The 14,609-nt window shown below is 62.1% G+C and carries 8 protein-coding genes and 2 pseudogenes; 9 read left to right on the forward strand and 1 reads right to left on the reverse strand.

What is annotated here, in order from left to right; translation table 11 throughout:
* The first annotated feature begins 356 nt into the window (after positions 1–356).
* Both ileS and OMP40_RS24810 read left to right on the forward strand, forming a co-directional pair.
* Positions 357–3,459 (forward strand): annotated as a pseudogene (ileS, locus tag OMP40_RS24805) (isoleucine--tRNA ligase).
* Positions 3,460–3,686: 227 nt separating this feature from the next.
* Entirely contained in the window at positions 3,687–4,052 is a 366-nt protein-coding gene (locus tag OMP40_RS24810) for a DUF5665 domain-containing protein (RefSeq protein WP_277535405.1), read from the forward strand.
* Between the two features lie 79 nt (positions 4,053–4,131).
* Here OMP40_RS24810 and OMP40_RS24815 read toward each other — a convergent pair whose 3' ends face one another.
* On the reverse strand, positions 4,132–4,875 hold the full coding sequence (locus tag OMP40_RS24815) for a TraR/DksA C4-type zinc finger protein (RefSeq protein ID WP_277535407.1): 744 nt from the start codon (positions 4,873–4,875) through the stop codon (positions 4,132–4,134).
* A gap of 223 nt (positions 4,876–5,098) precedes the next feature.
* Between OMP40_RS24815 and lspA the strand changes: the two genes are divergently transcribed.
* The 7 genes and pseudogenes from lspA (at position 5,099) to carB (ending at position 14,576) form a co-directional block, all read left to right on the forward strand.
* The gene (gene lspA / locus OMP40_RS24820) at positions 5,099–5,629 is read left to right on the forward strand and encodes a signal peptidase II (RefSeq protein ID WP_277535409.1); all 531 of its coding nucleotides are present in this window, start codon (positions 5,099–5,101) and stop codon (positions 5,627–5,629) included.
* Positions 5,589–6,632 carry an RluA family pseudouridine synthase gene (locus OMP40_RS24825; RefSeq protein WP_277535411.1) on the forward strand — a complete coding sequence of 348 codons (1,044 nt, stop codon included), beginning with the start codon at positions 5,589–5,591 and terminating at the stop codon, positions 6,630–6,632. The genes lspA and OMP40_RS24825 overlap by 41 nt, the downstream gene beginning before the upstream one ends.
* 120 nt (positions 6,633–6,752) lie before the next feature.
* Complete coding sequence (locus OMP40_RS24830; protein ID WP_277535413.1) at positions 6,753–8,006, forward strand: LL-diaminopimelate aminotransferase; 1,254 nt, start codon at positions 6,753–6,755, stop codon at positions 8,004–8,006.
* 272 nt (positions 8,007–8,278) lie between these two features.
* Positions 8,279–8,848, forward strand: a complete 570-nt coding sequence (gene pyrR / locus OMP40_RS24835) for a bifunctional pyr operon transcriptional regulator/uracil phosphoribosyltransferase PyrR (RefSeq protein ID WP_420872037.1) — start codon at positions 8,279–8,281, stop codon at positions 8,846–8,848.
* A 53-nt stretch (positions 8,849–8,901) separates the two neighbouring features.
* Entirely contained in the window at positions 8,902–10,221 is a 1,320-nt protein-coding gene (locus OMP40_RS24840; RefSeq protein WP_277535416.1) for a dihydroorotase, read from the forward strand.
* Positions 10,222–10,226: 5 nt separating this feature from the next.
* A pseudogene (carA, locus tag OMP40_RS24845) lies at positions 10,227–11,373 on the forward strand (glutamine-hydrolyzing carbamoyl-phosphate synthase small subunit).
* Positions 11,374–11,417: 44 nt separating this feature from the next.
* Complete coding sequence (gene carB, locus OMP40_RS24850; RefSeq protein WP_420872078.1) at positions 11,418–14,576, forward strand: carbamoyl-phosphate synthase large subunit; 3,159 nt, start codon at positions 11,418–11,420, stop codon at positions 14,574–14,576.
* Positions 14,577–14,609: the final 33 nt, after the last annotated feature.

Here is a 14,609-nt window from a genome sequence, read left to right on the forward strand (position 1 = left end):
TAACGTCGATGACGGGAACGGCGTGCGGATGAACCATCCCAGAGAGTTGGCGGCTGCTGCGAGCCAACGTTGGACGCCGCGTCGCCCATCCTCCCCGAGACGCCGATCCGAACGTCCGGCGATTGCGCCGGATCATTAAGACCGGCCGAGCTTTCCCTCGTTACGGGATACCGGTTCGACCGCCATGCAGACCGCATGCCGGGCCGTCCGGCTTGAGCGCCGCTCCTACCGTCATTCGGGCGAGGCAGCGGCTGAACAAGGGTGGTACCGCGAGCGATGTCTCGTCCCTTCTTAGGGGACGGGCTTTTTTTTATTTTCAGCCTTCAATCAAATCGACGAGCAAAGGAATGATGGTCATGCGTCGCGTGGACGTTAAAGAAAAAGCCCGCAGCCGCGAGCTGCGCGTATTGGAGCAATGGAAGGCCGAGGATACGTTCCGCCGGTCCATCGAAAACCGCAACGGCAAGCCGAACTTCGTATTTTACGAGGGCCCGCCTACGGCAAACGGCAAGCCGCATATCGGGCATGTGCTCGGCCGGGTCATCAAGGACTTCGTGAGCCGCTACAAGACGATGTCCGGCTACCGCGTCACCCGCAAGGCCGGATGGGACACGCACGGCTTACCGGTCGAGCTCGGCGTCGAGAAGCAGCTCGGCATCTCGGGCAAGCAGGAGATCGAGAATTACGGCGTGGAGCCGTTCATCAAGAAATGCAAAGAGAGCGTGTTCGAGTACGAGCGCCAGTGGCGCGAACTGACCGAGGCGATCGGCTATTGGACCGACCTCGACAATCCCTATATCACGCTGGAAAACAAATATATCGAAAGCGTATGGCATCTGCTGTCCGCGATCCACGGCAAAGGACTGCTTTACCGCGGCCATCGCGTCAGCCCGTATTGCCCCGACTGCCAGACGACGCTCAGCTCGCACGAGGTCGCGCAGGGTTATGAGGACGTCAAGGACCTGACCGCGACGGCGAAATTCAAGCTGAAGGACAGCGGCGAATTCGTCCTCGCCTGGACGACGACGCCGTGGACGCTGCCGTCCAACGTCGCGCTCGCCGTGAATCCGGACATCGCGTACGCGCGCGTCAGCCAAAACGGCGAGACGTTTATCGTGGCCGGCGCACTGGCCGACAAAGTCATGAAGGGCGAATACGAGACGCTCGGCACCGTGCGGGGCAAAGATCTCGTCGGCCTCGCTTACGAGCCGCTGTTCCCTTATGCAGGCGGCCCGCTCGACGGCGCGTACCGCATCATCGACGCGGCGTTCGTCTCCGATTCGAGCGGTACGGGCATCGTCCACATCGCCCCGGCGCACGGCGAAGACGACTACCGCGTCGCCCGCGAGCACGGCGTGCCGATGCTGCAGCTGGTCAACGGCCAAGGCCGATATACCGACGAAGTGAAAGGCTTCGCCGGACGCTTCGTCAAGGATCCGGAGGTCGACATCGACATCGTGAAGTCGCTGTCCGAGCGCGGCCTGCTGTACCACAAGGAAAAGCACGAGCACAGCTACCCGTTCTGCTGGCGCTGCAAGACGCCGCTGCTGTATTACGCGACCGAGAGCTGGTTCATCAAGACGACGGCGGTCAAGGATCAATTGATCGAGAACAACAAAGGCATCGCCTGGTATCCGGAGCACCTGCGCGACGGCCGGTTCGGCAAGTTCCTCGAGGACCTGGTCGACTGGAACATCAGCCGCAACCGCTACTGGGGCACGCCGCTCAACGTTTGGACCTGCGAAGACTGCGGCGCGGAAAAGTCGCCGGGCAGCATCGCGGAGCTGCGCGCGGCGGCCGTGGGCGAAGTGGCCGAGGACATCGAGCTGCACAAGCCCTACGTCGACGCGATCGCGCTGCGCTGCGACTGCGGCGGCACGATGCACCGGACGCCGGAAGTCATCGACGTCTGGTTCGACAGCGGCTCGATGCCGTTCGCGCAGCAGCATTATCCGTTCGAGAACAAGGAGCGCTTCGAGGAGCAGTATCCCGCCGACTTCATCTGCGAGGGGATCGACCAGACGCGCGGCTGGTTTTTCAGCCTGCTGGCCGTATCGACGCTATACAACGGCAGGGCGCCGTACAAGTCGGTCATCTCGACGGGGCACGTGCTCGACGAGAACGGGCAAAAGATGAGCAAGTCCAAGGGCAACGTCATCGATCCCTGGGACATCATCGAGGAGTTCGGCACCGACGCGTTCCGCTGGGCGCTGCTCGCCGACAGCGCGCCCTGGAACAGCAAGCGCTTCTCGAAGGGCATCGTCGCCGAGGCGAAGTCCAAGGTCGTCGACACGATCGTGAACACGCACGCGTTCTACGCGCTGTACGCGACGATCGACGGCTACGAGCCGGAGACGCATGCCGCGAAGCCGTCGGCGAACAAGCTGGACCGCTGGATTCTGTCGCGGCTCAACTCGCTTGTAGGCGCGACTGTCGAAGGTCTTAACGCCAACGACTTCCTCAATCCGGCCAAGCGCATCGAAGCTTTCGTCGACGAGCTGTCCAACTGGTACGTCCGCCGTTCGCGCGACCGCTTCTGGGGAAGCGGACTGGGCGAGGACAAGGTCGCGGCCTATCAGACGCTCGGCACCGTGCTGCTGACCTTGTCGAAGCTGATCGCGCCTTACCTGCCGTTCCTGGCCGAAGATCTGTACGGCAACCTCGGCGGCAAGGGCAGCGTCCATCTGGCCGACTACCCGGTCGCCGACGCAGCCGCGATCGACGCCGCGCTCGAGCGCGACATGGAGACGGCGCGCGGCATCGTCGAACTCGCGCGCAACGTGCGCAACGAGACCGGCCTCAAGACGCGCCAGCCGTTGTCCGAGCTGCTCGTGGCGCTGAGCGTGCCGTTCGACGCCGCCGAATACGAAGAGATCGTCAAAGACGAGATCAACGTCAAAGCCGTCACGCTCGTGACCGAAGACAGCGGCTTCGTCGACTATACGCTCAAGCTGAACCTGAAGCTGGCGGGCAAAAAGTACGGCAAGCACGTCGGACCGATCCAGGGCAAGCTGAAGTCGCTGTCCGCCGACGAGGCGCGGGCCATCGTATCTTCCGGCGAGTTGGCCTATGTTTCGCCGGAGGGCGAGGCGCTCACGGTGGCGCTGGACGAACTGCTTGTCGAAAAGCAGGCGAAGCCTGGCTTCGCATCCGCTTCGGGGGGCGGCGTCACCGTCGCGCTCAACACGGAGCTGACGCCGGCGCTCGTGCAGGAAGGCATCGTGCGCGAAGTGATCCGGGCGGTGCAGGATCAGCGCAAAAAAGCTCGATCTGCCGATCGAGCAAAGGGTCGACCTCGTGCTCGAAGCGGAGGCCGAGACCGAAGCGGCGCTCCGCGCCTTTGGCGACGTGCTGCGCGACAACGTGCTCGTCAACGACGTATCGTTCGGGCGCACCGACGCGACGGAGACGGTGCAGGCCGGCGAGCTGCGGATCGGCATCGCGATCGTCGCCGGCTGAACGGCGGTTGCGCGCCGGCAAGCTCCGGTAAGTTCCGGTAAGTTCCGGCGAAGCTGCTTCAGTCGCCGGCCGTTCCGCATCGATCGGGTATGAACCGCCGCGATTTGAGCCAACCTGAATAAGAGCAGGAAACGATAACGAGTCCTGTCCGCAAGCGAACGACGGCTATCCGGCCTTACGTTCCGGCGGCAGGGCTCGTTTTTGCGCGGGGGAGGCGGAAGAGCGGCATGAGCGAGAACAAGCCCGGCGCGGGATCGGAACCTCGGTTGAAGACGCTGGCGGAGGAAGCGAGCGCCCTGCGGCGCCTGCTCGAGGGATTGTCCAAGCGGCTGGAGGAATTGGCGGTGCAGATGGAAAAAGCCCAGCTCAAAGACTACGTGAACCTGATGAGCAGGCCCTGGCAGCTCATCTGGCGCAACTGGCTGTCGGGAATCGCCAGAGGCATCGGCATCGCCTTGGGCTTCACTTTTTTCGCGGCGACGATCGTATGGCTGCTTCAGATCCTCGGCGCGCTGAATTTGCCGATCATCGGAGACTACATCGCGGAGATCGTCAAAATCGTGCAGCGACAGCTGGAAATCGAGCATTATTGAACGCTATGGGCTGCGTATGCGATGCTTGCGGCGACTTGCGCCGAAAAGATAGGACGCCCGCCCGGAGGCAGGCGTCGGCCTAATCGATCGATTGCTCGGCCGACCAGTCGGACGGCTCGAGCAGTCCTTCGCCTTCATGCGCTTCGAGGTACCTGCGATAGGCGCTATTGCGGACGATGCCGCTGGGGTGGCCGGTGATGTCCGCGGCAAGGAAGCTCTCGAGCGGTTCGACGAAGCCGTCGTTTTCGTCCGACTCGATATAAAGGGCTCCGTAATCGTCGTTATTATTGCCCTCGGCCATGGCCGGGCTGTCGGAGTTGCCCCACGATTCGACGATCTGCCAGGCGTCTTCGCCGTCGAACCCGTTCTGCTCGTCGCTCTCGTCCAGGCTGGTGCGTCCGAACGGAGGATGCAAGAAGAGTTCTTCCGCCGGCCGTCCTTCTTTTTCGGCCTGAACCGGCTCGTGCTCCACGCAGTAAACCGCCGTTGGCATCGCCAGCAACCGTTCCGTCGGAATGAATTTGCCGCACGCTTCGCAAATGCCGTATTCGCCCGTTTCCATGCGGCGCAGCGCGGCTTCTACTTTTTCCAGCGTCAGCGCTTCGCGTTCAAGCAAGGCGATGTCCTTGGCCCGCTCGAACGTCTCCGTGCCGGCGTCGGCGGGGTGATTGTCGATCCCGCTCAGCTCGCCCGTGGCATCTCGGTAGCTGTCGGTCAGGCCGAAATGCCCGTTCGCGCCGACGCGGCTCTCGATGTCGGCCCGCAGCGCCAGCAACCGTCGGCGCTGCTCGGGCATGAAGCTGTCGGACAACGTGCGTTGCATGCCGATCCCTCCTTGATCTTGTCGCGAAGCGACGTGGCTCTCCATACGACAGCTAGTTTGCTCGCCGGGGCGAAAAATCATGTCGGGCAAGGGGGAGGGCATGTATTGGGGACGCTGCCGCGAATTGGCGAAAGACGTTGGACGCCCGCTCCGGCGTTATGTTAAAATCAGTGCATTCGGCCAAAGCGGTCAGAATCATTCGCGGAAGGGCGGCAATCCGGACATGCAACGACGTCAAATCGGCTTATGGGTGTACTATCTGGCGGCTGCGGTCGTATTCGCCATCGATTACGTATCCAAGAAGATCATCGAGCACAATCTGGAATTGAACGAGCAGATCAAGGTCATCGGCAACTTTTTCCTCATTACGTTCATTCACAATCGGGGAGCGGCTTTCGGCATTTTGCAGGAGCAGCGCTGGTTTTTCTTGCTGATCACCGTCGTCGTCGTAGCTGCCATCGTCATCTATTTGAACCGGTCCCACCGGAACAACAGAAGGCTGATGCTCGCCGCGCTGTCGCTTATTTTAGGCGGTGCCCTCGGCAACTTTCTCGATCGCGCGTTTTACGGACAAGTCGTCGACTTCCTGCAGCTCAACTTCGGATCTTATACGTTTCCGATTTTTAACATCGCCGATTCCGCGATCGTCGTCGGCGTGTGCCTGATTATTCTCGATTCGCTGCTTACCCCCACACCGACACAGGAGACCAAGAATGAAAAATCAAACGAACCGAGCGAACACCAGCCGGTCTGAAACAGATGAAACGACGTTGACGGCGCTTCCGGAAGGGGAGCGTTCGCTCGTCGTGTCCGATGAGGACGATGAAGGCGCTTTGAATACGTTGACCTGGGAGATCGGCGAAGAGGCTGCGGGACAACGGATCGACAAGTTCCTCGCCGGCGCGATCGAAGACGATGCCGTGTCCCGCTCGCAAATTCAGGATTGGATCCGCGACGGGCATGCGCAAGTGGGCGGCCAGAAGGTGAAGCCCAACGCCAGGCTGCAACCCGGCAGCGTGTTGACCCTGAACATGCCCGACGCGGCGCCGATCGAGGCGCAGCCGGAGGATATCCCGCTTAGCGTCGTCTTTGAAGACGGGGACGTCATCGTCATCGACAAGCCGCGGGGCTTCGTCGTCCATCCCGCGCCGGGGCATGCCTCGGGCACCGTCGTCAACGCGCTGCTGCATCACTGCCGCGACCTGTCCGGCATCAACGGAAGCGTTCGTCCCGGCATCGTTCATCGCATCGACAAGGATACGTCGGGGCTGCTCATGGCGGCGAAAAACGATCTGGCGCATGCCTCGCTCGCCCGGCAGCTTAAGGATCACTCCGTCACGCGGCGCTACACGGCGCTCGTATACGGCAACGTACCGCATGATCGCGGCACGATCGACGCGCCGATCGGGCGCGACAAGGACGACCGCAAGCTGTTCACCGTCACGGAAAAGGGAGCGAAGCGGGCCGTTACGCATTTTACCGTAATCGAACGGTTCGGGGATTACACGCTCGTCGAGCTGCAGCTCGAGACCGGACGCACCCACCAGATCCGCGTGCATATGAAATACATCGGCCACACGATCGTCGGCGATCCTTTCTACGGCGGTCGCGCCGGCCGTACGCTGGGCATGCAGGGACAAGCGCTCCATGCGGGCGTGCTGGGCTTCGATCATCCGCGCACCGGAGAGCGGCATTTGTTCGAAGCGCCGCTGCCAGAGGATATGGAGCATGCGCTGCATATGCTCCGCACGCGCTAGAATTTCTGCAAATGATCGACGGATTTGTCCATGGCGGCGAGCGGCGGATATAAGGCATATTGGTATCATGAGCAAGCGATCCCATCACACGTCCGCCATCCGGACAAGGAGTGTCATCGAGTGAGCGTCGAACAATACCAAGGAACTTTTATTCAACAGCAATTCGCCGACCGCATCGGCGGCGCGAACTACGGCAAGGATACGAACATCTACAAATTCGAAAAGATCAAGCGCGCCAAGGCTGCCGCCAAGGCCGCGTTCCCGGACATCGAGCTGATCGACCTCGGCGTCGGCGAACCCGACGAGAAGGCCGACGACGGCATCATCGCGAAGCTTGCGGAAGAAGCGGCCAAGCCGGAAAACCGCGGCTACGCCGACAACGGCATCCCCGAATTCAAGGCTGCCGCGGCGAAGTACCTGAAGGAAGTGTTCGCGGTGGACGGCATCGACCCGGTCACCGAGATCGTCCACTCGATCGGCTCCAAGCCCGCGCTCGCCATGATGCCTTCGGCGTTCATCAATCCGGGCGACGTCGCCATCATGACCGTACCGGGCTATCCGGTGCTCGGCACGCATACGAAGTATCTCGGCGGCGAAGTTTACAACGTCAAGCTCACGAAGGAAAACAACTTCCTGCCCGATCTGTCCGCCATTCCGGCGGACATCGCGAAGCGCGCCAAGCTGCTGTACCTGAACTACCCGAACAATCCGACAGGCGCTGCGGCTACGCCCGAATTTTTCGCAGAAGTCGTCGAATGGGCGAAGAAAAACGAAGTCGTCGTCGTGCACGACGCGCCTTACGCGGCGCTCACCTATGACGGCGTGAAGCCGCTTAGCTTCCTGTCCGTGCCTGGCGCCAAGGATGTCGGCGTCGAGCTGCACTCGCTGTCCAAGTCTTACAATATGACCGGCTGGCGGATCGGCTTCGTCGCGGGCAACCCGCTGATCGTCAAGGCGTTCAGCGACATCAAGGACAACAACGACTCCGGCCAGTTCATCGCCATCCAGAAGGCTGCCGCCTACGGCCTGGCGAATCCGTCGATCACGGAAGCGATCGCGCAGAAGTATTCGCGCCGTCACGACCTGCTGGTCGCCGCGTTGAACGAGATCGGCTTCAAGGCCGAAAAGCCGAAAGGCTCGTTCTTCCTGTACGTCGAAGCGCCGAAGGGCATCAAGGGCGGTCAACGCTTTGAGTCGGGCGAAGATTTCTCCCAATTCCTCATTCGCGAAAAGCTGATCTCTTCCGTTCCGTGGGACGACGCGGGCCACTTCGTCCGCTTCTCCGTCACGTTCCTTGCCGCGGGCGAGGAAGAAGAACGCCGCGTCATCGGCGAGATCAAGCGCCGTCTGACGGACGTCGAATTCGAATTCTAATCGTTCGCTTAAGCGGGAGCCAATGTGCTCCCGCTTTTTGTTGACAGCCCCTGTCGAAAATGAGATAATAAGCGTCAATGAACCCGTACCTTTAATTCAGTCCCGTGAGACTGGCAAGGTGGCGCGAATACTACGGATGAGATCCGACGCGAATCGTACTTGGACCGGCTATGCGGTCCGCTTTTCCGCCGTCATCATCTTCGTATGTCCCGACCTCCTTGGCTGCCAAGGAGGTTTTTTTGATGCCGTCTTACCGAGGAGGAGGCGCACCCGTGCAGGAATCCCCGAACATCATTATGGACGAGGCCGCCATCCGCAGGGCGCTGACGCGGATCGCGCACGAGATTTTGGAGAAAAACAAAGGGATCGAAGGCTGCGCCATCGTCGGCATCCGGACGCGGGGCGTGTACCTGGCCCGAAGGATCGCCGAGCGGATTCGCGAGATCGAAGGGAGTCCGATCGCGGCATGCGAGCTTGATATCACGCGCTACCGCGACGATCGCCCGCTCGCGGACGCGGCGTCCCCCGGCGTCGTATGCAGCGACGGAGACCGCTCGTTCGACGTGAAGGACAAGCGAATCATCCTGTTCGACGACGTGCTCTATACGGGCCGCACGATCCGGGCGGCGATGGACGCGCTGATGGATTGCGGACGGCCGCAGTCGATCCAGCTGGCCGTGCTCGTGGACCGCGGACATCGCGAACTGCCGATTCGGCCGGACTACGTCGGCAAAAACGTGCCGACGTCGAAGCACGAACAGATCGAGGTGTCGCTGACGGAGATCGACGGCGACGACCGGGTGATGATCAAGCACCCGCGGGAAGCGGAAATCGGAGGCTGAACGTCTCGTAACGGGCTGAGCTGCCCAACTAGCAAAAGGAGGAAGAACATCCTTTGACGACGACCTGGATACTTAACGGACTTACGATCGATTCCGAGACCGGACTTACGGTCAAGAAGCACTTGAAGCTGGACGACGGCCTGGTCGCCGAATGGCTCGACGGTTCCGCCGAGCCGGACGTGGACGGCGCGGAAGTGATCGATGCGAATGGCAAGCTCGTATCGCCCGGATTGATCGACATGCACGTGCACCTGCGAGAGCCGGGCTTCGAACATAAAGAAACGATCGCGACCGGCGCGGCGTCGGCGGCGAAGGGCGGCTTCACGACGATCGCCTGCATGCCGAACACGCGGCCCGTCATCGACACGCCGGACACGGTGAAGCTGGTGTCGGACAAGGCCGGGGCCGCTTGCGGCGTGCGCGTCCTGCCGTATGCGGCGATCACCAAAAACGAGCTCGGCCGCGAGCTGACCGACTTCGAGGCGCTTAAAAACGCGGGCGCGATCGGCTTCACCGACGACGGCGTCGGCGTACAAAACGCGCAAATGATGAAAAACGCGATGGCGCTGGCGAAGTCGCTCGACATGCCGATCATCGCGCACTGCGAGGACGATTCGCTCGTCGTGGGCGCGGCGGTTAGCGAGGGCGCTTTCGCGAAGAAGCACGGCCTGAAGGGGATCCCGAACGAATCCGAAGCGATCCATGTTGGACGGGATATCCTGCTCTCGGAAGCGACCGGCGTGCATTATCACGTCTGCCACGTCAGCACCGAGCAGTCGATCCGGCTCATCAAGCTGGGCAAGTCGGTCGGCGTAAACGTCACCGCGGAGGTTTGTCCGCATCACCTCTTGCTGTCGGACGAGGATATTCCGGACAGCATGGACGCCAACTGGAAAATGAACCCGCCGCTGCGCACGCCGCGCGACGTGGAGGCTTGCATCAAGGCGCTCGAGGAAGGGACGATCGACATCATCGTCACCGACCACGCGCCGCACAGCGAGGAAGAGAAGGCGAAGGGCATGGAGCGCGCGCCGTTCGGCATCGTCGGCTTCGAGACGGCGTTCCCGCTGCTGTATACGAAGTTCGTCAAGACCGGCCGCTGGACGCTCGGGTTCCTGCTCAGCCGGATGACGAGCGATCCGGCGCGGGTGTTCGGCTTGAACGCCGGCAAGCTCGAAGTCGGTGCGCCGGCCGATATCACGCTGATCGATCTGGACGGCGAACGCGAGGTCGATCCGGCGGGCTTCCTGACGAAGGGACGCAATACGCCATTTACGGGCTGGAAGCTCGCGGGCTGGCCCGTGCGGACGATGGTCGGCGGCAAGACGGTCTGGAGCGAAAAGCAAGGCATACTTAAGAGCAGCGAGGAGTGATCGGGATGCAAGCGAGACTTTTACTTGAAGACGGCACCCTGTTTACGGGACAATCGTTCGGCGCAGAGGGCGCTTCGGTCGGCGAAGTCGTATTTAATACAGGCATCACAGGATACCAGGAGGTCATCTCGGACCCTTCCTACTGCGGGCAGATCGTCACGATGACGTTCCCCCCTGATCGGCAACTACGGCATCACGCGCGACGACTTCGAGTCGGTGCGCCCGTTCATACACGGCTTCGTCACCCGCCGCTACGAGGAAGTGCCGAGCAACTGGCGCGCCCAGGATTCCCTCGGCCATCTTCTTAAAGAGTACGGCATCATCGGCATCAGCGAAGTCGATACCCGGATGCTGACTAGGATCATTCGCCGCCACGGCGTCATGAAGGGGATTCTGACGACGGGCAGCGAGCGCGTCGAAGAGCTGCAGGAGCGCATGGGCGCGACGCCGCTGCCGCGCAACCAGGTCGCCTGGACGTCCACCAAAAACGTATTTTCGAGCCCGGGCACCAAAGAACGCATCGTGCTGATCGATTACGGCGCGAAAAGCGGCATCCTGCGCGAGCTGACGCAGCGCAGCTGCGACGTCATCGTCGTGCCGCACAATACGACGGCCGACGAGATCCGCCGTCTGCATCCCGACGGCATCCAGCTGTCCAACGGCCCCGGCGATCCCAAGGACGTGCCGGAATCGGTCGAGACGGTCCGCCAGCTGCTCGGCGAATATCCGATCTTCGGCATCTGTCTCGGGCACCAGCTGTTCGCCCTGGCATGCGGCGCGGACACCGAAAAGCTGAAGTTCGGCCACCGCGGCGGCAACCACCCGGTCAAGGATCTGGAATCCGGCCGCTGCTATATTACTTCGCAAAACCACGGCTATACGGTCAAGGAAGCGTCCGTCGCGGGCACCGACCTCGTCGTGACGCATATCAACAATAACGACAAGACGATCGAAGGCCTGAAGCACGCCAAGTACCCGGCCTTCAGCGTCCAGTACCATCCGGAAGCCGCTCCCGGTCCGTTCGACAACAGCTACCTGTTCGACCAGTTCCTGGAGTCGATCCGCGCGCACAAGCTGAATAACCCCGAACGCCCGCGGCAAGCGCAACTGTCGGAGATGCTGAGAGGAGAACTGCATTATGCCCAAAAATAAAGAACTCAAAAAAGATTCTCGTCATCGGCTCCGGTCCGATCGTCATCGGCCAGGCGGCCGAGTTCGACTATGCCGGCACGCAAGCTTGCCAGGCGCTGAAGGAAGAAGGCCTCGAGGTCGTCCTCATCAACAGCAACCCGGCCACGATCATGACCGACACGAACATGGCCGACAAGGTATATATCGAACCGATCAACCTCGAGTTCGTCTCCCAGATTATCCGCCAGGAGCGTCCGGACGGCTTGCTGCCGACGCTCGGCGGCCAGACCGGCCTGAACATGGCCGTCGAGCTGGCGCGCGCGGGCGTGCTTGAAGCCGAAGGCGTCAAGCTGCTCGGCACCCAATTGACCGCGATCGAAAAAGCCGAGGACCGCGATCTGTTCCGCGAACTGATGCGCGAGCTGGAGCAGCCGGTGCCGGAGAGCGAGATCGTCACGACCGTGCAGGAAGCGGTCGACTTTGCCGAGACGATCGGATATCCGGTCATCGTGCGTCCGGCCTATACGCTGGGCGGTACGGGCGGCGGCATCGCAGGCAGCGAAGAAGAGCTGCGCGAGATCGTAGCCAACGGCCTGCGCTACAGCCCGATCGGCCAATGCCTGATCGAGAAGTCGATCGCCGGCATGAAGGAAGTCGAATACGAAGTCATGCGCGACGCGAACGACAACTGCATCGTCGTCTGCAACATGGAAAACTTCGATCCGGTCGGCGTCCACACGGGCGACTCGATCGTCGTGGCGCCTAGCCAGACGCTCTCCGACCGCGAGTATCAGATGCTGCGTTCGGCATCGCTCAAGATTATCCGCGCGCTGAACATCGAAGGCGGCTGCAACGTGCAGTTCGCGCTCGATCCGCACAGCTATCAATATTACGTCATCGAAGTCAATCCGCGCGTCAGCCGCTCCTCGGCGCTCGCCTCCAAGGCGACCGGCTACCCGATCGCCAAGATGGCGGCCAAGATCGCGGTCGGCTATACGCTCGACGAGATCGTCAACCCGGTCACGGGCCAGACGTACGCTTGCTTCGAGCCGACGCTGGACTACATCGTGAGCAAGATCCCGCGCTGGCCGTTCGACAAGTTCACGGACGCGAACCGCAAGCTCGGCACGCAAATGAAGGCGACCGGCGAAGTCATGGCGATCGGCCGCACGTTCGAGGAGTCGATCCACAAAGCGGCGCGTTCGCTCGAGATCGGCGTCCATCGCCTGCTGCTGAAAGGCGCGGACGAGCTCGACGAAGAGACGCTGACGGCGCGCCTGGCCAAAGCCGACGACGAGCGCCTGTTCCTGATCGCCGAAGCGTTCCGCCGCGGCTGGTCGCTGCAGAAGATCCAGGACACGACGAGCATCGACTGGTGGTTCCTCGACAAGATCGAGCGCATCGTGGCGTTCGAGGACGTCATTCGCCGCGAGCCGGGACTGACGCCCGAGACGCTGTACAAGGCGAAGCGCATGGGCTTCACGGACCGCGCGATCGCGGAGCTGCGCCGCGAGGGTCAGGGCGCGTCCGCCGCGCTGACGGTCGAAGCCGACATCCGCGCGCACCGTCTCGCCCAGGGCCTCAAGCCGGTGTACAAGATGGTCGACACCTGCGCGGCCGAGTTCGAGGCGACGACGCCTTACTACTACTCGACGTACGAGACCGAGAACGAAGTGATTCCGAGCGACAAGCAAAAGGTCATCGTACTCGGCTCCGGCCCGATCCGCATCGGCCAGGGCATCGAGTTCGACTACTCGACCGTGCACGCGGTTTGGGCGCTCCGCAACGCGGGCTACGAAGCCGTCATCATCAATAACAATCCCGAGACGGTATCGACCGACTTCAACACGTCGGACCGCCTCTACTTCGAGCCGCTCTTCTTCGAAGACGTCATGAACGTCATCGAGCAGGAGCAGCCGCTCGGCGTCATCGTCCAATTCGGCGGCCAGACCGCCATCAACCTGGCGGGCCCGCTGTCCAAAGCCGGCGTGCGCATCCTCGGCACCTCGCTCGACAGCATCGACGAAGCCGAAGACCGCAAGCGGTTCGAAGCGCTGCTGCGCGGCCTCGAGATCGCCCAGCCGAAGGGCAGCACCGTCACTTCCGTCGACGAGGCGGTCGGCACGGCGCAGGAGCTCGGCTATCCGGTGCTCGTTCGTCCTTCGTACGTCCTCGGCGGACGCGCGATGGAGATCGTCTACTCCGACGACGAGCTGCTCGCCTACATGAAAGTCGCGGTCAAGATCAATCCGGAGCACCCGGTCCTGATCGACCGCTACATGCTCGGCAAGGAAATCGAAGTCGACGCGATCTGCGACGGCGAGACGGTGCTTATCCCGGGCATCATGGAGCATGTCGAACGCGCCGGCGTCCACTCCGGCGACTCGATCGCGGTCTATCCGCCGCAGACGCTGTCGGACGACATCAAGCAGCAGGCGGTCGACATCACGATCCGCATCGCCAAGGCGCTGAAGACGGTCGGCCTCGTCAACATCCAGTTCGTCGTCTGGCAGGACAAAGTGTACGTGATCGAGGTCAATCCGCGTTCCTCGCGTACGGTGCCGTTCCTGTCCAAGGTGACGAACATCCCGATGGCGAATCTGGCGACCCGCGCGATTCTCGGCGAGAAGCTGGCCGACCTGGGCTACAAGGACGGCCTGTGGCCGGAAGACGAGCATGTATCCGTTAAGGTGCCGGTGTTCTCGTTCGCCAAGCTGCGCCGCGTCGACCCGACGCTGACGCCGGAGATGAAGTCGACGGGCGAGGTCATGGGCCGCGACCGCCATTTCGCCAAGGCGCTGTTCAAGGGCCTCATCGGCTCGGGCATGAAGATCCCCCAATCGGGCTCGATCATCGCGACGATCGCCGACAAGGACAAGGAAGAAGCCATCTCGATTCTGAAGGGCTTCTACAGCCTCGGCTACAAGCTGATCGCGACCGGCGGCACGGCCGACGCGCTCGAAGCGGCCGGCATGCGCGTCAAGCGCTGCGCGAAGCTGAGCGAGGGCTCGCCGAACATCGTCGACCTGATCCGCACCGGCCAGGCGCAATTCGTCGTCAACACCCTGACGAAGGGCAAGACGCCGGAGCGCGACGGCTTCCGCATCCGCCGCGAGGCGGTCGAGAACGGCGTCGTGTGCCTCACGTCGCTCGACACGGTGAGCGCGCTGCTGCACATGCTGCAGGCGCTGCGCTTCTCCAGCGAACCGATGCCGGTATATTAATAATAGCGCGCCATGCCCGGTCTTCCGCCAGCT

It is taken from the genome of Cohnella rhizosphaerae (assembly GCF_029525575.1).
Classification (GTDB): domain Bacteria; phylum Bacillota; class Bacilli; order Paenibacillales; family Paenibacillaceae; genus Cohnella; species Cohnella rhizosphaerae.

What these genes read in the sequence shown, in the direction of transcription:
- OMP40_RS24810 (WP_277535405.1), top strand. Translation starts at nt 3,687, where the DNA reads ATGAGCGAGAACAAGCCCGGCGCGGGATCGGAACCTCGGTTGAAGACG.
- OMP40_RS24815 (WP_277535407.1), bottom strand. Translation starts at nt 4,875, where the DNA reads ATGCAACGCACGTTGTCCGACAGCTTCATGCCCGAGCAGCGCCGACGG.
- lspA (WP_277535409.1), top strand. Translation starts at nt 5,099, where the DNA reads ATGCAACGACGTCAAATCGGCTTATGGGTGTACTATCTGGCGGCTGCG.
- OMP40_RS24825 (WP_277535411.1), top strand. Translation starts at nt 5,589, where the DNA reads ATGAAAAATCAAACGAACCGAGCGAACACCAGCCGGTCTGAAACAGAT.